The organism is Bacteroidales bacterium (assembly GCA_035353855.1).
In the GTDB taxonomy this organism is placed as follows: Bacteria; Bacteroidota; Bacteroidia; order Bacteroidales; family CG2-30-32-10; genus DAOQAK01.
Genome location: DAOQAK010000069.1, coordinates 1 through 17,270 on the forward strand (window position 1 = coordinate 1; position 17,270 = coordinate 17,270).

Sequence of the window (17,270 nt, forward strand, 5' to 3'; positions counted from 1 at the left end):
GCTTGGTAAAATTGCTTGTTAAAACGTATAAAAAAATTAACGAACTATTGATAAATAATTAACATTGTTTACCGATTAATTTTTTATTTCGAACCTATTGTGCTTTTATAGCCTCGTTAGAGGCGATATATAATAAAACATTAAAATCAGGACATTCAAACATATCATAGAATATTCAATTGAACAACAATAAATTTTTAATTTTGTCCCGTTAGGGACAACAGCTTGGTAAAATATACAAACAACTAATTTATGTACCATTAGGTACAACCGCTAAAATAAAATGTCAAACACTTATACACAGATTCATATTCAATGCGTTTTTGCTGTGAAATTCAGAGATGCTGTAATAAATAATTTATTTAAAGAACGATTGCATAAGTATATCATTGCCATTATAAATAATAATGGACACAAGACACTTGCAATTAACAGCATGCCTGACCATATGCATATATTTTTTGGAATGCGGTCCAATCAATCATTATCCGAATTGATGCAGTTAGTAAAAGGCGATTCATCGGAATGGATAAATAAACAAAAATTAGTTTTAGGAAAGTTCCGTTGGCAAGAAGGATATGGAGCATTTTCATATTCAAAATCACATACTGATGCTGTAGTTAAATATGTTTTAAACCAGGAGGAACATCACAGAAAAAAAACATTTTTAGAGGAATATAAAGAAATGTTGAAAAAATTTGAAATTGATTATGACGAGAAGTATATATTCAAAGAACTGGAATAATACATTTTTATTCGGGAAGAAGAGGGTAGTGCCTACGGCACATCATAATCTTAATTGCTGTTCTTTTTTACCAAGCTTTAATGCCTACGGCATATCAAAAGATATATTATATATTTTGTCCTGTAAGGGACAATAGCTTTGTAAAAGAATTTAGGAAGAAATGGGTAGTGCCTACGGCACATCATAATCTTAATTGCTGTTCTTTTTTACCAAGCTTTAATGCCTACGGCATATCAAAAGATATATTATATATTTTGTCCTGTAAGGGACAATAGCTTTGTAAAAGAATTTAGGAAGAAATGGGTAGTGCTTACGGCACATCATAATCTTAATTATTGTTCTTTTTTACCAAGCTTTAATGCCTACGGCATATCAAAAGATATATTATATATTTTGTCCTGTAAGGGACAATAGCTTTGTAAAAGAATTTAGGAAGAAATGGGTAGTGCTTACGGCACATCATAATCTTAATTATTGTTCTTTTTTACCAAGCTTTAATGCCTACGGCATATCAAAAGATATATTATATATTTTGTCCTGTAAGGGACAATAGCTTTGTAAAAGAATTTAGGAAGAAATGGGTAGTGCTTACGGCACATCATAATCTTAATTATTGTTTATTTTTACCAAGCTTTAATGCCTACAGTATAAAAATGATATATTGGAAATTTTTTCCCGTTAGGGACAACAGCTTGGTAAAAAAACATATAAATAAAAAATAAATGTACCGTAGGTACTACCCTGTTTTTACAAAATAATAATAAGTAAAAGAATGAATGTAGAACTTGAAATTACAGAAGATGGCTCGCACACCCTTTCCGTTCCCGGTTTGAAAGAGCATTATCATTCTGTTCATGGAGCTATTTCCGAATCACAGCATATTTTTATCAATGCAGGATTAAAACATGTTCCCGAAAACAAAAAAACTATTTCAATCCTTGAAATAGGCTTTGGAACCGGGCTTAACGCGTTACTTACTTTTCTCGAAACATCCGGTAAAAAAATCAATTGCAATTATACAAGTATAGAATTATACCCTCTTGACGAAAAAATATTCACTTCTTTGAATTACCCGTCATTACTGGGTATTGAGGAAAATATTTTTTTACAACTTCATCGATGTAAATGGAATGAAGAAATTAAAATCTCAGAATATTTTTCTCTGAATAAAAAAAATATTTCAGCCGATAAAATAGATGAAGCTTCTTCATTTTTTGATTTGGTTTATTTTGATGCCTTTGCACCCGACATACAGCCAGAAATGTGGACGGAAGAAATTTTCAGGAAATTATTTGAATGTATGAAAACTGGTGCTGTACTTGCAACGTACTCTACGAAAGGAAATGTGAAAAGAATTTTAAAAGGTGTTGGTTTTGCAATAGAAAAACTTCCTGGTCCCAAAGGGAAAAGAGAAATTTTAAGAGCAGTGAAAAAATAATTATTCTTCAGAATATTCTTTGTCGGCTATATTAAATAGTCCCATTATTAATCCTGATACAGCGCCTCCCAATAATGATAGGATAAGTTCGTTAGTATTACAGAAAAGTTTTTCACCTGCAATAACGTAAGGCATCTGGAATAGCAGGATTGATGCAGAAACAAATAAAATCATATAAAACAGAATGAGGAGAATTTTTTTCATAACATTCCATTTTTATACTCGTTTTTATCAGGCTGCCACAGCAACCTGTTCAATATCTATATATCAAAGTTAAAGAATATAAAACTCTTTTTTTATTTGAATTGAGAATTTAATTAACTATAAATGTTTAATAACTTTTCTAATTATTACAGTAAATAAAATTATTCAAACTATCTTTGTATATTAGTATGAAGAGTTACTTATCAAAATATTTCGTCTGCATTTTTTGCCTGTTGTTTCTATGTAATATCAATGCATACACACAGGAACAACCCGATACATCCACACAAAATAAAGTGGATTCATCTGTTATAAAGCTTAAAGCTGAAATCGACAAACTCACAAAAAACTCATTTATGACAAAAGCTAAATGGGGGATTTGTGTGTTAACTGCTGATTCAGGAAAAACAGTAGTTGAATTGAATTCTGATACCGGTCTTATTCCCGCGTCGACCATGAAAGCTGTAAATACTGCTGCTTCGCTTTCAATGCTTGGAAAAGATTATACGTTTAAAACCTATTTGATGTACGATGGGGATATCGATACATCAGGAGTACTTCACGGAAATATTTTTATTAAAGGGGGAGGGGATCCAACGTTGGGCTCGCCACGTATTGATACGATGAACGACATAAAATATTTACTTCCTGACTGGTTGCAGCGCATTCAGAAATTAGGAATTAAAAAAATTGAAGGTTCTGTGATTGCCGATGCCAGCATATTCGACGATACTATTGCTCCGCCATCGTGGCTTTACGGCGACCTTGGTAATTATTACGGCACAGGTTCTTCAGGACTTAACTTCCATGAAAATTCATTTATCATAACTCTTCAATCGGGCAAATATTATAAAGCTAAAGCAAAAGTTAAAGAACTTAATCCACCTATTCCGTACATTAAAATAGATAATAACGTACTTACCGGTACTAAATATACTGCTGATGATACATGGACATTCGGCGGCCCATATGATAATACAAGAATGATAAAAGGATGGATACCTTACAATAAAAAAGAATATATTCTTCGTTCATCATTGCCCGACCCTTCTTTTTATTGTGCTTATGCTCTGTATAAAATTCTTAAAGACAGTGGAATTGTTATAACCGATTCCTGCACTACTATTAAAATGCTTGCAGATTCAGGTCGTCTTAAAAAATTTCAATCATTTACGGTGTTCCATTCTATTTCAAGTCCGCCACTTGATACAATTATTTATCACACAAATCAGCGTAGTATTAATGCATATGCCGAAACCATTTTAAAAATCCTGGCATATGAGAAAACAGGAAAAGGAACCACTTCAGTAGGAACAAGGATAGTTACCGATTTCTGGAGATCAAAAGGCGTTGACCTTACCGGTTTCAAAATGATTGATGGAAGTGGCTTATCGCCTGACGACAGGGTTTCGCCACGTCAGCTTGCTTCTATAATGCGAGCCTTCATGAGCGATTCATTGTATGATGTTTTTTACCAGACCTTGCCACTTGCCGGTCGTTCAGGAACAATAAGCACTATTTTTAAAGGAACAATTGCAGAAAATAATCTTCGCGCTAAAAGTGGCTATATGCGCGGTATTCGTTCATATACCGGTTATGTAACAAACAAAAATAACCACCTGCTTACTTTTGGAATTATTGTAAATGGTCATACTGCTTCTGCTGAAAAAATACGTTCTCTGCTGGAAAAAATAATGATACTCATTGCTGAAACGAATATCTGATATTTTTTCATAACATAAGCCCTTATATTATTTCGCTGAAATGCCTGTTTTTACAGGCATATAGTACATGTAAAAAATAAGATAAAAAATATTTGCAGCTATGAAAATATTAGTATCTTAGCCCGTACTATTTAACGTTTTTTTTTAATTATTAAATATATAAAGACATGCAAAATATTGATTGGAAAAACCTGCCTTTCGGTTATTTTAAAACCGATTATAATGTTCGCGCTTACTGGAAAAATGGCGAATGGGGCAAAATTGAAATCACGGATTCTGAATTTATAACCCTGCACATGGCAGCAACAGCGCTGCATTACGGGCAGGAAGCTTTTGAAGGCATGAAAGCTTTCAGAGGAAAAGACAATAAAATTCGTGTATTCCGCTGGGAAGAGAATAGCAAGCGATTGAATCGCTCTGCCGATGGTATTATGATGCAACCTGTTCCTGCTGAATTATTCAAAGAAGCAATGACGACGGTTATTAAGAAGAATGAAAAATATGTTCCTCCATTTGGTACCGGAGCATCATTATACATCAGGCCGTTACTCATTGGTTCAGGTCCGCAGGTTGGCGTGAAGCCGGCAAAAGAATACATGTTCATGATCTTCGTTGGCCCTGTTGGTCCTTATTTTAAAGAAGGATTCAATCCTGTTAGTGCGCAGATTGTAAGGGATTACGACCGTGCAGCACCTCTGGGAACAGGAAGTATTAAAGTTGGAGGAAATTATGCAGCCAGCTTACGTGCAGGCGAACGCGCACATGATGAAGGATACAGCACAGCTATTTTCCTCGATGCTATTGAAAAGAAATATATTGACGAAGCGGGTCCTGCAAATTTCTTTGCAATAAAAGGTAATAAATATATTACACCTGAATCTCATTCCATACTTCCATCAATTACCAACATGAGTCTTATTGAACTTGCACGCGATATGGGCTTGACAGTTGAACGCAGAAGAATTGCTGTTGAAGAACTTGCCGATTTTGATGAAGTAGGCGCATGTGGTACTGCTGCGGTTATTTCGCCCATTAAAAAAATATTCGATCGCGATATAAAAAAGACCTATGAATATTGTAAAGATGGCGTAGCCGGTCCTATCTCAACCAAGTTATACAAGAGATTGCAAGGCATACAAAGCGGTGAAGAAGAAGATAAATTTAAATGGAACTTAGTTATTGAGTAATAAAAAGTCCCGCGAATGCGGGATTTTTTGTTTATGGCTCCGCCACGGCGGATTGAAAAGTTAAAATAGAAAATATCAAATAGAAAAAAGTTTATTGATTGTTTTTGGGTTGGGCAACTGGTTTAGGTGTATGTTTTTTGTTGATGGAGTGTTTATACAATAACCGTTTAACCTTTAACTATACTAGTCGCCACACCTAACAACTTTTGACTTTTCATAGTAAATTGAGAATTATGTTGAATGTTTTTAGGTTGCGCCACTGGTTTGGTTGAGAGTGGTTAGTTGATAGAAATTTATTTTTATTAATAACTTTTACCTATCCAGTCGCTTTACCCATCAACCATTGACCTCATACCAAACCAGCTGCCCAAACTTTCAACCAATGACTTTTAAAAAGCAGATTGATGATTGAAAATGTAAAATGGAAAATTTGATATTGAAAATATTTTTTAATTTTATAAAGATTTCAATTAATTTTTTCTCTATCCATGATTATTAAAACAATATTCATTCCTATTTATCTTTCATTACTTTTTTCTTATAAAGACACCAATGTTGACGTTATTCATTGGAGCAAAGAAACAAAATTAACATTTAATGATTTTAAAGGAAAATATAAGGAAGAACAAGATTTATATGCAAAAACTCATGGATTAGCCAAAATTAAATTTTGCATTTTTGTACAAAATGAGGTGATAAATAATGATATCAGTTTTAAAATTTATGCAGCTGCTGACAGAAATGAATCATGGATAAAATCAAATACTGATACAGCTTCTTTAATTCATGAACAAGGCCATTTTGATATTTGCGAGATATATGCAAGGAAACTAAGAAGAAGTATTATTAAAGCTAAATCATTAAATGAAGCACATTACATGTACAAAAAATACATAAAAAAACTTGAGAGAGAATCTATAAAATTTGACAAACATAATTCTGGGATACATGATGGAATTCAAAAAAAATGGAAATATAAAATTCAGGCTATGCTCGAAAATCTTGATTATTATGATATACCAGAGATTACAATTCATTTAAAAACCAAATAATTTTATTTATAACTGTTGTATAACATTCTTACAACTTTCTTATCATTATCATAAGTAAAAGGTTCATCTTTTATTTTATCAAGCGGAACCCAGCGAAAAACAACAGTATTGGAAGTTTCATTGGCAAAGTCAAAACGTTTTTGTTTTATCTCAAAACAATATTTTTCTTTTGTTTCAATAAAATAATAAATACAAATAATTTGAAAATCGGGATAAAAAGTTGAAGGAATATAATTATCGCTTGTATAAAAATGTTCTTTCACATTTACTTCCTGGCCAAGCTCTTCAATGCATTCACGCTTCAGGCAATCAATAGCACCTTCGCCCTTTTCCATTCCGCCACCGGGAAACTTTGTCAGTCTTTGTCCTTCATAAATTTCATCAGTAACAAGAATTTGCTTTTCGCTATTCATAAGCAAACCATAAACACGAACACTTATTTTCCCGAAAGGCATTATGTTAATTTATAATTATTTTCTTATGCTTGTCAGGCTGAGTTTATCGAAGCCTGACGAATAAATCTGATAAAATACTATTTTCCTTTTTTATTAATAAACGAAAATGCGTTCAATAATTTCTTTTGACCTGGCCTGAAAACGCCTTCATTAACGGTTTTCACTTCCTCAATAGTATAAAAAGCATGAGGATTAATTTCATTAATAACACTAACTATCCGGTTCACGTCTTCGCGCTTTATAACTGAAAAAATTATTTTCACTTTTTGTTGCGCACCTTCAGCATCAAGAATAGTGAGTCCGAAATTATTTTCCTTTAAATGTTTTATAAGCTGCGAATCCTCTACTTTTGAAATAATCCTGATGATCACATTTCCTATCGACAGCTTTTCTTCAAGATACATTCCAACATAGTTGCCCATTGCAAAACCACCACCATATGCAATGTAGCAAACAATATTATCAAGGTGTTTCATGATCTGACTTACAGCTACCAGCCAGATTATAACTTCAAAGAATCCCAGTAATGGTGCAATGATTTTAAAACCTTTTGAAACAAATATCAATCGTATTGTACCAATGCTCACATCGCAAATACGTGACAAGAAAATTAATATGGGTAATATAACCCATGCAAAAATATCGGAATTAAAAAATCCTGTGTCCATAAAATATTTTTTTTGCAAAATTAAGAATTCATTTGGGTATTATTGAACATTTTTAATAATAAGAATAACAAATGTTAAATATCATAATGAGCGTTGGCAAGGCAAATCAGCGAGGTCTGTGCAAGGGTGAATGCTATAATGCTTAGAATTCTTACAAAGTTCCGAACTTTCGGAATGTCTTTGTTTAGAATTCTGCATTATAGTAGAGCGCGCTGAAGTTCTGATTTGCCAGATTCTTTGGTTCTTTCTCATCATGGAGAAAGAACAAGAAAAATATAAATTCAATCTATTTATTAAAATATTTTTCTTATCTTTATTTCATGAAAAAGATAGGAATCATAGGTGGTTCGGGGCTTGAGAAGCTCGATCTGTTCACCAACAAAAAAGAAATCAATCATTCCACACAGTATGGAAGTCCAAGTTCTACAATATTTTCGGGAATTATTGATGAAAATGAAATCATGATCATTTCACGTCATGGGCGAAGGCATAACATCCCCCCAACACAGGTAAATAATAAAGCAAATATTCTTGCCTTAAAACAACTTGGATGTTCGCATATAATTGCTACTACTGCCTGCGGAAGTCTTCGCGAAAATATTAAAAGAGGTGATATGGTTATTCTCGATCAGTTTATTGATTTTACAAGACATCGCGAAATCACATACACTAAAAAATTTGAAGATGATGAACCTGTGCATACGCCCATGGCAGAACCATTTGATGAAATTTTAAGAAAGCATCTTTGCGATTGTGCTGAATCATTACAATTAAGTCATCATAAAAAAGGAACTGTTGTAACTATTGAAGGCCCACGATTTTCAACACGCGCCGAATCGAACATGTTTCGTATATGGGGTGCCGATGTTATCAATATGTCGACTGCTCCCGAATGCGCATTGGCTAACGAAGCCGGAATCCCTTACGCAGCAATAGCTTTAAGCACTGATTACGATTGCTGGAAGACCGATGAAGCACCCGTAACCTGGGAAGAAGTTTTAAAAGTATTTCAGAAAAATGTGGAGAACGTCACCAAACTATTGCTGCTGGCTATTTCGAAGATTTAGAAACTTTTCCTTTTTTTAATTTGTTTTTAATTTTAAAGTATTAAAAGGGTATTTGGTATAAAGGTATAAGGATATTTTACCCTATACCTTAGTTCCTATACCCCTAACCTTCTCTCTCTATGCAAAAACTTTTTTCAGAATATCGGTAATTCTTGCTGCGGGGTCTTTACGGATTTTGTATTCTTCAGCAGCAATGAGTTTGAATAAGCCGCTAATAGCTTTATCTGTAACATAAGCATCAAGGTCGGGGTTTACTTTTGTTACCAAAGGGATTTTGTTGTAAGCTGTTGCCAGCGGGTTCCAGTATTTGGTTACTTCAACTTTTTGTAATGCTGATTTTACAATAGGTAAAAAAGATGTTTTCAATGAAGCGGTTGTATTATCCTGCAAATACTGCGTTGCAGCATTATCAGCGCCTTTCAGAATTTTCATTCCATCGGAAATGGTAAGATTTGTGATAGCATTCAGAAAAATATTGGCAGCCGATTTAGAAGCTTCTTCTGCGCCACGGTTCAACGTTTCAACAAATTTATCGCATTGGTCGCCCATACCTATAGAACGCAATTTTGTTTCCATCGCCTGTGCTTCGGAAGGAAAAGGAATTTTTATCAATGAATTTTTGAAGAAGCCGTCAACTGCTGATGCGCTGGTAACCGAATTGTTGGTTCCAACTTTTAATGCCTCTTTCAAACCCTGAATGATCTCTGAATTTGTTAGTGTATTACTCTTTACTGTATTATTAACAGCATTTATAGCTTTATTAATATCCTGTGCTTTGCAGGCAGCAAGGCCTATCAGCACAAACAAAACTGCATACAAACGAATTGCTTTCATATTTTTATTTTTTGAGATTATAAAATTAAAGATTTTAAATTGAAGATAACAAGAATTGTACCTTTTTATTTTTCTAATATATTTTGTTCTTTATGTTTTCTATTTGTAATTCATGAAATAATATTTTTCATTCAAAACTTATTTCTACTTTTGAAATCAAATGAAATATTATCCTAAAATATTTATATCATTGCCGGTAATGGACGAAACAGAAATGCTTCCGCATTGCATCAACTGTATTGAAAAACAATTGTACCGTAACTTTCATGTAGTGATTTGCATCAACCAACCTGAAGATTGTTGGGATATTCCGGAGAAAAAAAATATTTGCCTGAACAATAAAAAAATATTTGATTTCCTGATAAAGAAAAACAGCGAACATATTACCATTATTGATAAAACATCGAAAGGCAACGGATGGCAGGGAAATAAAAAAGGTGTTGGATGGGCACGAAAAACAATAATGGATTACATTTCAAAAAAAGCAAATAACAACGACATTATTCTAAGCCTGGATGCCGATACTGTTTTTTCTGAAAAATATTTTTCTTCAATAATTGATATATTTTCTAAAAATCAAAACGCTGCTGCTCTTTCAAACCCTTATTATCACAGACTCACAGGTTCAGAGGCAGAAGATAAAGCAATTTTGCATTACGAAATTTATATGCGTAATTATGCGATCAATTTGATGAACATTAATTCGCCTTATGCTTTTACAGCACTCGGAAGTGCAATAGCAGTAACTGTTTCGGCATACAAAGCAATTGGTGGCATGACACCAAAGCTCAGTGGGGAAGATTTTTATTTTCTTCAAAAATTAAAAAAATACGGTAACATCATTATTCATAATTCCGAAAAAGTTTTTCCTGCCGCACGTTTTTCCGACCGTGTGTTTTTCGGTACAGGTCCGGCTATGATCAAAGGAAATCAAGGCGATTGGAGCAGTTACCCTATTTATCATAATTCGCTTTTTTCTGACATAAAAAAAACTTATGATGCATTTCCTGATTTATTAACTAAATCTTTTGAGACACCGCTTACAAATTTTATCAAAGAAATTTTTAAAAAAGAAGATATTTGGGAACCGCTCAGAAAAAATTTCAATAGTGAAAAACAGTTTGTCCGAGCATGTCATGAGAAAATCGACGGGTTGCGGATTCTTCAATACTGCAAGCAAACGCAGTCGCAGCTTGACATTTCAGATGAACAATGTTTAAAAGAAAACTATTCTAAATTGTTTTCTTCAATCAAACCTATTGAAAATCCAAACGATTTTGATAACTTTGATTTCAGTAATTCTTCAGTGGAGCAATTGAACAGAATTAGAAATTATCTTGCAAACATCGAAGAAATTTTACAGGAAAGAATAAACGTTTTATGAAACTGATTGTCATTCTTGGCCCCACTGCTACAGGCAAAACAAAACTTGCTTCTGCGCTTGCCTATTGCATTTCGGGCGAAATCATCAGTGCCGATTCACGACAGGTTTTCAAACGCATGGATATTGGAACGGGCAAAGATTTGAAAGATTACATTGTTAACGAAAAAAATATTCCGCATCATCTCATAGATATATTTGAACCCGGCGAAGAATTCAGTGTTTTCGACTTTCAGAAAGAATTCATAAAAGCTTTTAACAATATTACTTCACGAAAGAAAATTCCTATTCTCTGCGGTGGCACTGGCTTATACCTCGAATCTGTTTTAAAACCTTATGTTTTTCATGATGTTCCGGAAAATAAAAAATTGAGAGAAAAGCTTGACGATAAAAGCGATGATGAATTAAAAATAATCCTTGGAAAAAAAATAAAACTTCATAATACTACCGACACCGTTAACCGCGAACGTTTATTGCGAGCACTTGAAATTGCCGAATTCCAGTCATCTCAGAAAGAAAATAATCTTGAATTTCCAAAGTTCGAACCATTCGTTTTTGGAATCAATGCTGACAGAAAAAAATTGCGTGAACAAATAACATCACGACTTCGCGAACGCATTCACTTTGGCATGCTTGAAGAAGTTGAGGCGCTTTTAAAAGAAGGAATCAAACCAGAAAGACTGAAATCATACGGCTTGGAATACAAATTTGTAACACAATATCTTTTAAATGAAATTGACATTGACACCATGTTCTCGCTTTTGAATACAGCCATTCACCAATTTGCAAAACGCCAGATGACGTGGTTCCGCCACATGGAACGCAACGGAACTAATATCCGCTGGATTGATATGGAATTGCCTCTTGATGATAAAGTAAAAATTATTATCGAACAAAGCGGGTTAAAATAATTTTGGGCTAAAGCCCAATCTTTTCAATTATTCAACCACGACCTAAAGGTCGTGGCAATTTATATAAATAACGGAACAAATTTTTTATTATTAAGGAGGCGACCTTAAGGTTACCCTCTGTATATCTGACTAACAAAAAATATTTTTCTTATACCCTTTTGTTTTATTTCCTCTTCAAAAATTGATTTATTTTTGTAAAACATTTTCAATAGATTTACAAATGCATAAATCATTATATATAAAAATATTCTTCCTTTTTTCTTTTATCATCCTAACTGCCGGAATTACTGTTACCGACATAATTGTCATCAAAGACAAAACTATTAAAGGCAACATCATGTATTATTACAAAAGAGGAGACAATGGAAAAAAAATTCTTTTAATCGGAACTGTTCACGGGAATGAAAAAATAGGCATTATTCTTTCAATAAAAATTTTGAATGAAATTTTTTCAAAAGATAAACTCGCAAATACTTTAATTTGCATACCCAGCGCTAACCCCGATGGCAATATTCTCAACACCAGGATGAATGCGAACCGTGTTGATATTAACCGCAACTTCCCTTCAAAGAACTGGATTTACGAAGATTCAGCAAAAATAAAAAGAGATAAAAAAGGCTTCTGGGGCGGGAATCAGCCTGCTTCAGAAAAAGAAACAAAATTTATTTTAAAAATCGATTCGCTGTACAACCCTGATGTGGTAATAGTTTTACACCAGTATTTCGATTTTATAAATTATGATGGCAAAGGAAAAACTCTTGCTGAATTTATATCTTTACGAACAGGAATGAGAATTGAAGATGATATGGGCTACGATACTCCCGGTTCAATGGGGAGTTATTTCGGTCATGATAAACAAAAGGAAGTTGTAACTATTGAAATGCCTGAATTTCCTGCTGATTCGCTGCAACGTGATATTGTAAAAACTTTGGTTGAAGTAGTTGAGAAAGGATATTAAAAATTTTTAATTTCGGAATTCGAATTTTAAAATTAACAATCGAGCAATAAAAATTCATGAACATAAAACAGCCAACATTAATCATTGATAAAGCCAGAAGCATTGCAAATATTAAAGCAATGTTTGAAAAGGCAAAAAAACACAACCTTATTTTTCGTCCGCATTTCAAAACACATCAAATGGCTGAAGTTGGTGAATGGTTCAGAAATGAAGGAGTTGAAGCAATAACTGTTTCTTCTGTTTCGATGGCAAAATATTTTGCTGATAACGGTTGGAAAAATATTACAATTGCTTTTCCTGCTAATATTCATGAAGCAACAGAAATAAATGCGCTTGCAAAAAAAATCGAATTAAATATTATTGCGGATAACATTTTCACCGTTCAATACCTTAATAAAAATCTCACTGACACCGTTGGCATCTTTATAGAAATTGATACCGGTCATCATCGCAGCGGAATTGAATACAACAATTTTGTAATGATAGATGAACTGCTGAAAAATATTTCCTCTTCCGGAAAGCTTGAATTTAAAGGTTTTCTAACACATTCCGGTCATTCGTATTTGGCAAAATCAAAAAATGAAATTGAAAAGATTCACAATGATGCTTTAAAAAAAATAAATTTTCTTAAGAAAAAATATTCCGGCAGTTTTCCGTCAATGCTAATATCTACGGGCGACACACCATGTTGCAGTATTTGTAATATATTTGAGGGCATTGATGAAATACGACCGGGCAACTTTGTGTTCTATGATATAATGCAATATTTTATCGGATCATGCGATTTAAGCAAAATCGCTGTATCTGTTGCCTGTCCTGTTGTTTCAATCAATAAAGAAAGAAATGAATTTATAGTTTATTGCGGCGCAATTCATCTATCGAAAGATTATGTTACTGACAACGACAACAAAAAAATATTTGGATTAGTTGTTGAATATAATGAAAACGGATGGAGTGAACCTATTGCAAACACATATGTTTCCTCATTATCGCAAGAACATGGAGTTATTAAAACAACATCTGAGTTTATCAACAAAATAAATACCGGCAGCATTATTGGAATATTGCCAACACATTCCTGTTTGTCAGTTCACCAACTAAAAGATTTTCATACGGAAGTAATAAATTAATCAATTACAGCGAATTTTCCTGATTTTACAGGAGTTCCGTCAACAGATAATTTATAGATGAATATACCTTTCTTTATACAATTATTCATTAAAACAATTTTTTCAGTAAACGGATTTGTTGTTTTGTATAAAAGATTCCCTAGTAGATCATAAATACAAAACTCAGAATTCGTATGTGTTTCAGAAGAAGAAACTATAAATTCAGTTTTATCTGAGTATGTTTTTTGATTTAGAAAAATACTTGAGGGCTTTGCATTCTCAGTGATACTGGTTGTTGCGCCTGCAAGCCAAATAGTAGCATTCACAATCAATTTTTCGTGATTGCCACTTGCATCGGTAATCCAGCCATCATAAAGCTGGTCGCCTGTATCTCCCGAACCATCATCAGCCGGTGAACTATCACCCATTGCAGCAACACGCCCACTTCCATATGTACAATAGGCAACCAAAACATTTGTAGTACCTGTTGTTGATGCACCTGTTTTAAAAACAACACCTTTCACAGAACTATTATTTGTGGTGTTTAAAGTCATTGTAGTACCATTACTCCACATCACTTTCGCTACATCGCCCATAACTCCATGTAATAATGGATCGCCGGGTAATGTTGCTATATTAGAATAAGTCCCGCTGATATCAGTATAGTCAAAATGAATTCCGAAAGGATGTGTTGTATTGGTATCCATAAAATCGTTGAAGATATGCGGAGAATCCCATCCATCGTTATTTCTGTCAGACTGGTCATGATCGGAAATCATAAACAAACCTCCACCGTTCTGAACAAAATTCAAGATTGCTGTTTTCTCAGCAGTTGTAAACCTGATATTAGGTTCATCAATAATAAATACTTTATAGTTTGATAAATCCTGCGCATTGCTTGTTGTTCCGTATGTTATTGCAACATTGTACGGGAGTGATTCAACGGTATAACCTTTTTTAACCATATCAATTCCCCACGACGAAAGAGCGCCCTGCCAATAGCTTTCGACTGTTGTGCTAGTGATACCTGATTGTGCGGGAGTTGGAATTTGTTGTGCATTTGATTCAGAGCCGGTAGTAGTAACTGTACCGCTTGAAGTGAAATACAGATTATGCTGGTCGGCATCGATTACCCAATCGCCATTGCCTGATGCTTCAGCTTTAGTAGCATCGAAAAGAATTTTAACCTGAGCATTTAAATTCAAGGCAAAAAGTAAAAAAATAAAAATGTAAAATTTCTTCATACACAATTCCATTATATATTTAACATGCAAAGATAAGTTATGAAATTCCTAATGTCCAGAAATATTAAATGTTTTTGATTTAATGCCAAGATATCTTTTTGAAAATAAGAAGATATAAAAAAAATAATATCGATAACTTAAAATTAATGTATGCAAAAAATATAAAATTATTTTTCTTTTCTGATATAGGTAAGATAGGAGTATTTAAAATCATTTTTCCCGTCAGGTTGTCCGTTTTCAGTACTGATAAGCATCCATTCATTCATGTTTATTTCTGGGAAAAAACAATCCCCTTCAAAATCTTTATCAACTTTTGTGATATATAATTTATTTGCAATAGTAAGAAACTGACCGTAAACAGAAGCTCCGCCAATAATGAAATTTTCCTGTGTGTCGTCGCATTTGTTTATAGCATCATCAATAGAATATGCCATAATGCAACCTTCAATTTGTTCGTTGGGAATATCGGTAATGACAATATTTTTACGATTAGGTAAGGGGCGGACAGGTAAGGAATAAAAAGTATTTTTTCCCATAATTACAGTACATCCTGATGTGATTTTTTTAAAACGTTTCAAATCATCGGATATATGCCATAACAGTTTGTTATCTTTTCCTATGGCATTATTTTTTGCAATAGCTACGATTATAGAAATTTTTTTATTCATTGATTTTTTTATTTTTCGCTATACCGCAACAGGTGCTTTAATATGAGGATGCGGGTCGTAATTTATCAATTCAAAATCTTCAAATTTAAATGAGAAAATATCTTTTACATCAGGGTTGATTTTCATTTGAGGCAATGATCTTACTTCTCTTGTTAACTGTAATTTTGTTTGCTCAATATGATTCAAATATAAATGGGCGTCGCCGAATGTATGGATGAAATCGCCGGGCTGTTTATTACAAACTTGCGCAATCATCAGTGTTAGCAATGCATACGAAGCAATATTAAAAGGTACTCCAATGAATATATCGGCACTTCGCTGATACAGCTGACATGAAAGTTTATTATCGGCAACATAAAACTGGAAAAGAACATGGCAGGGGGGGAGCGCCATCTTTTCCAATTCGCCGACATTCCATGCGCTTACAATTATGCGGCGGGAATCAGGATTATTTTTTATTTGATGAATGATTTGTGAAATCTGGTCTATAGTTTTATCGCCGGCATTCCATGAGCGCCACTGATGTCCGTATACAGGTCCAAGATCGCCATTTGCATCTGCCCATTCATCCCAAATGCTTACACCATTATCTTTAAGATATTTGATATTGGTTTCGCCTTTCAGGAACCAAAGCAGTTCATGAATAATAGAACGTAAGTGTAATTTTTTTGTAGTAAGAAGTGGAAACCCGTCCTGTAAGTTAAATCGCATCTGGTAGCCGAAAACACTAACGGTCCCTGTCCCAGTGCGGTCTTCTTTTTTTGTGCCGTGGTTAAGCACATGCTCCATCAAATCGAGATATTGTCTCATTTAATATTTTCAATTAATAAACATTGATATAATAGTATTACTTGCCTTTTTTACGACGGTTGATCTCATCACGTATTTTTGAGGCTTTCTCGTAAGCTTCATCTTCAATAGCGGAATTCAGTAATTCTTCCAATTCGGGTAGCGTTAATTTTGAGAATTCGTTATCTTCATTTTTTTTATTAGAAACCTTTTCCTTATAAATAGTATCGTCAGGAGAAGATGCTTCAGGGTTTTCATCATCGATGTTAATTCCTGCAGCATTTAGTATGCTCTCGTAGGTATAAATAGGGCAGCGAACTCTAAGCGATATAGCTACTGCGTCGGAAGTGCGTGAATCGATCTCGAAATTATTGGTACCATCATTACAGATGAGCTTGGCATAAAAAATACCATCAGCGAATTTATATATTATGACTTCTTTAATGCTGATCCTGAAAGTATCTACAAAAATTTTAAAAAGGTCATGCGTTAGCGGACGTGTAGGTTTCATATTTTCTAATTCGATAGCAATGGATTGTGCTTCGAAACTACCAATAATAATAGGGAGCCTTCTTTTGCCTGAATGTTCAATTAGTATAAGGGCATAAGCTCCTGATTGGGATTGACTATATGATATGCCTAAGATGCGTAGTTTTATCTTCTCCATGAGGAAATTTGAACTAAACTGCTATTATATTTATAAAAGGCATAAAATTATGAAAAATTTCTGATAGAATAAATTTTATTTTTTAATATAAAGGCTAAAAAAATATATTAAAAATCATTAGTGTCCGACTAAATTTTAAAACAATTTAAATTGATAAACAGGAACGGCA

The 17,270-nt window shown here is 33.6% G+C and carries 18 protein-coding genes; 10 read left to right on the forward strand and 8 right to left on the reverse strand.

The window, feature by feature from the left end:
• Window positions 1-283 precede the first annotated feature (283 nt).
• Window positions 284-745, forward strand: a complete 462-nt coding sequence (gene tnpA, locus PKK00_14030; GenBank protein HNW99521.1) for an IS200/IS605 family transposase — start codon at window positions 284-286, stop codon at window positions 743-745.
• Between the two features lie 772 nt (window positions 746-1,517).
• Complete coding sequence (gene mnmD / locus PKK00_14035; GenBank protein ID HNW99522.1) at window positions 1,518-2,183, forward strand: tRNA (5-methylaminomethyl-2-thiouridine)(34)-methyltransferase MnmD; 666 nt, start codon at window positions 1,518-1,520, stop codon at window positions 2,181-2,183.
• On the opposite strand, the gene PKK00_14040 is transcribed toward mnmD, so the two are convergent.
• A complete protein-coding gene (locus tag PKK00_14040; protein HNW99523.1) occupies window positions 2,184-2,387 on the reverse strand; it encodes a hypothetical protein in 204 nt (67 codons plus the stop codon). It lies immediately after the preceding gene.
• A gap of 233 nt (window positions 2,388-2,620) precedes the next feature.
• Here PKK00_14040 and dacB point away from each other — a divergent pair, with 233 nt between their 5' ends.
• The 3 genes from dacB to PKK00_14055 all read left to right on the forward strand — a co-directional run bounded on the left by dacB (window position 2,621) and on the right by PKK00_14055 (window position 6,350).
• Complete coding sequence (gene dacB, locus PKK00_14045) at window positions 2,621-4,111, forward strand: D-alanyl-D-alanine carboxypeptidase/D-alanyl-D-alanine-endopeptidase (protein ID HNW99524.1); 1,491 nt, start codon at window positions 2,621-2,623, stop codon at window positions 4,109-4,111.
• 167 nt (window positions 4,112-4,278) lie between these two features.
• A complete protein-coding gene (locus PKK00_14050) occupies window positions 4,279-5,298 on the forward strand; it encodes a branched-chain amino acid aminotransferase (GenBank protein HNW99525.1) in 1,020 nt (339 codons plus the stop codon).
• A 488-nt stretch (window positions 5,299-5,786) separates the two neighbouring features.
• A complete protein-coding gene (locus tag PKK00_14055; GenBank protein HNW99526.1) occupies window positions 5,787-6,350 on the forward strand; it encodes a hypothetical protein in 564 nt (187 codons plus the stop codon).
• A gap of 2 nt (window positions 6,351-6,352) precedes the next feature.
• Here PKK00_14055 and PKK00_14060 read toward each other — a convergent pair whose 3' ends face one another.
• Together PKK00_14060 and PKK00_14065 are read right to left on the reverse strand one after the other, a co-directional pair.
• Window positions 6,353-6,805 carry an NUDIX hydrolase gene (locus PKK00_14060; protein ID HNW99527.1) on the reverse strand — a complete coding sequence of 151 codons (453 nt, stop codon included), beginning with the start codon at window positions 6,803-6,805 and terminating at the stop codon, window positions 6,353-6,355.
• A 77-nt stretch (window positions 6,806-6,882) separates the two neighbouring features.
• The gene (locus tag PKK00_14065; GenBank protein HNW99528.1) at window positions 6,883-7,473 is read right to left on the reverse strand and encodes a DUF2179 domain-containing protein; all 591 of its coding nucleotides are present in this window, start codon (window positions 7,471-7,473) and stop codon (window positions 6,883-6,885) included.
• Between the two features lie 320 nt (window positions 7,474-7,793).
• On the opposite strand from PKK00_14065, the gene mtnP reads away from it, so the two are divergent.
• Window positions 7,794-8,540, forward strand: coding sequence for an S-methyl-5'-thioadenosine phosphorylase (gene mtnP / locus PKK00_14070; GenBank protein HNW99529.1), 747 nt, complete (start codon window positions 7,794-7,796; stop codon window positions 8,538-8,540).
• Window positions 8,541-8,657: 117 nt separating this feature from the next.
• Here mtnP and PKK00_14075 read toward each other — a convergent pair whose 3' ends face one another.
• On the reverse strand, window positions 8,658-9,374 hold the full coding sequence (locus PKK00_14075; GenBank protein HNW99530.1) for a DUF4197 domain-containing protein: 717 nt from the start codon (window positions 9,372-9,374) through the stop codon (window positions 8,658-8,660).
• Between the two features lie 160 nt (window positions 9,375-9,534).
• Here PKK00_14075 and PKK00_14080 point away from each other — a divergent pair, with 160 nt between their 5' ends.
• The 4 genes from PKK00_14080 (at window position 9,535) to PKK00_14095 (ending at window position 13,754) form a co-directional block, all read left to right on the forward strand.
• Entirely contained in the window at window positions 9,535-10,758 is a 1,224-nt protein-coding gene (locus PKK00_14080) for a glycosyltransferase family 2 protein (protein ID HNW99531.1), read from the forward strand.
• Window positions 10,755-11,666 (forward strand): tRNA (adenosine(37)-N6)-dimethylallyltransferase MiaA, encoded by a 912-nt coding sequence (gene miaA, locus PKK00_14085; GenBank protein HNW99532.1) that lies wholly within the window; start codon window positions 10,755-10,757, stop codon window positions 11,664-11,666. Before PKK00_14080 ends, miaA begins: the two co-directional genes overlap by 4 nt.
• A gap of 220 nt (window positions 11,667-11,886) precedes the next feature.
• Window positions 11,887-12,624: a DUF2817 domain-containing protein gene (locus PKK00_14090; GenBank protein ID HNW99533.1), complete on the forward strand. Its 738-nt coding sequence runs from the start codon at window positions 11,887-11,889 to the stop codon at window positions 12,622-12,624.
• 56 nt (window positions 12,625-12,680) lie between these two features.
• Window positions 12,681-13,754 carry an alanine racemase gene (locus tag PKK00_14095; protein HNW99534.1) on the forward strand — a complete coding sequence of 358 codons (1,074 nt, stop codon included), beginning with the start codon at window positions 12,681-12,683 and terminating at the stop codon, window positions 13,752-13,754.
• Here the strand turns inward: PKK00_14095 and PKK00_14100 are convergent.
• The 4 genes from PKK00_14100 to PKK00_14115 all read right to left on the reverse strand — a co-directional run bounded on the left by PKK00_14100 (window position 13,751) and on the right by PKK00_14115 (window position 17,101).
• A complete protein-coding gene (locus tag PKK00_14100; GenBank protein HNW99535.1) occupies window positions 13,751-14,977 on the reverse strand; it encodes a hypothetical protein in 1,227 nt (408 codons plus the stop codon). The genes PKK00_14095 and PKK00_14100 overlap by 4 nt on opposite strands.
• A 167-nt stretch (window positions 14,978-15,144) precedes the next feature.
• The gene (locus PKK00_14105) at window positions 15,145-15,645 is read right to left on the reverse strand and encodes a dihydrofolate reductase (GenBank protein HNW99536.1); all 501 of its coding nucleotides are present in this window, start codon (window positions 15,643-15,645) and stop codon (window positions 15,145-15,147) included.
• Window positions 15,646-15,663: 18 nt separating this feature from the next.
• Window positions 15,664-16,455, reverse strand: coding sequence for a thymidylate synthase (locus PKK00_14110; GenBank protein ID HNW99537.1), 792 nt, complete (start codon window positions 16,453-16,455; stop codon window positions 15,664-15,666).
• Window positions 16,456-16,492: 37 nt separating this feature from the next.
• Window positions 16,493-17,101: a bifunctional nuclease family protein gene (locus PKK00_14115; GenBank protein HNW99538.1), complete on the reverse strand. Its 609-nt coding sequence runs from the start codon at window positions 17,099-17,101 to the stop codon at window positions 16,493-16,495.
• Window positions 17,102-17,270: the final 169 nt, after the last annotated feature.

Excerpts from the sequence above, each read along its gene's own strand:
- PKK00_14055 (HNW99526.1), top strand. The coding sequence starts at position 5,787 with ATGATTATTAAAACAATATTCATTCCTATTTATCTTTCATTACTTTTT.
- mnmD (HNW99522.1), top strand. The coding sequence starts at position 1,518 with ATGAATGTAGAACTTGAAATTACAGAAGATGGCTCGCACACCCTTTCC.
- PKK00_14050 (HNW99525.1), top strand. The coding sequence starts at position 4,279 with ATGCAAAATATTGATTGGAAAAACCTGCCTTTCGGTTATTTTAAAACC.
- PKK00_14065 (HNW99528.1), bottom strand. The coding sequence starts at position 7,473 with ATGGACACAGGATTTTTTAATTCCGATATTTTTGCATGGGTTATATTA.
- PKK00_14060 (HNW99527.1), bottom strand. The coding sequence starts at position 6,805 with ATGCCTTTCGGGAAAATAAGTGTTCGTGTTTATGGTTTGCTTATGAAT.
- PKK00_14110 (HNW99537.1), bottom strand. The coding sequence starts at position 16,455 with ATGAGACAATATCTCGATTTGATGGAGCATGTGCTTAACCACGGCACA.
- tnpA (HNW99521.1), top strand. The coding sequence starts at position 284 with ATGTCAAACACTTATACACAGATTCATATTCAATGCGTTTTTGCTGTG.
- PKK00_14080 (HNW99531.1), top strand. The coding sequence starts at position 9,535 with ATGAAATATTATCCTAAAATATTTATATCATTGCCGGTAATGGACGAA.
- mtnP (HNW99529.1), top strand. The coding sequence starts at position 7,794 with ATGAAAAAGATAGGAATCATAGGTGGTTCGGGGCTTGAGAAGCTCGAT.
- PKK00_14090 (HNW99533.1), top strand. The coding sequence starts at position 11,887 with ATGCATAAATCATTATATATAAAAATATTCTTCCTTTTTTCTTTTATC.
- miaA (HNW99532.1), top strand. The coding sequence starts at position 10,755 with ATGAAACTGATTGTCATTCTTGGCCCCACTGCTACAGGCAAAACAAAA.
- PKK00_14040 (HNW99523.1), bottom strand. The coding sequence starts at position 2,387 with ATGAAAAAAATTCTCCTCATTCTGTTTTATATGATTTTATTTGTTTCT.
- PKK00_14105 (HNW99536.1), bottom strand. The coding sequence starts at position 15,645 with ATGAATAAAAAAATTTCTATAATCGTAGCTATTGCAAAAAATAATGCC.
- PKK00_14100 (HNW99535.1), bottom strand. The coding sequence starts at position 14,977 with ATGAAGAAATTTTACATTTTTATTTTTTTACTTTTTGCCTTGAATTTA.
- PKK00_14095 (HNW99534.1), top strand. The coding sequence starts at position 12,681 with ATGAACATAAAACAGCCAACATTAATCATTGATAAAGCCAGAAGCATT.
- PKK00_14075 (HNW99530.1), bottom strand. The coding sequence starts at position 9,374 with ATGAAAGCAATTCGTTTGTATGCAGTTTTGTTTGTGCTGATAGGCCTT.
- PKK00_14115 (HNW99538.1), bottom strand. The coding sequence starts at position 17,101 with ATGGAGAAGATAAAACTACGCATCTTAGGCATATCATATAGTCAATCC.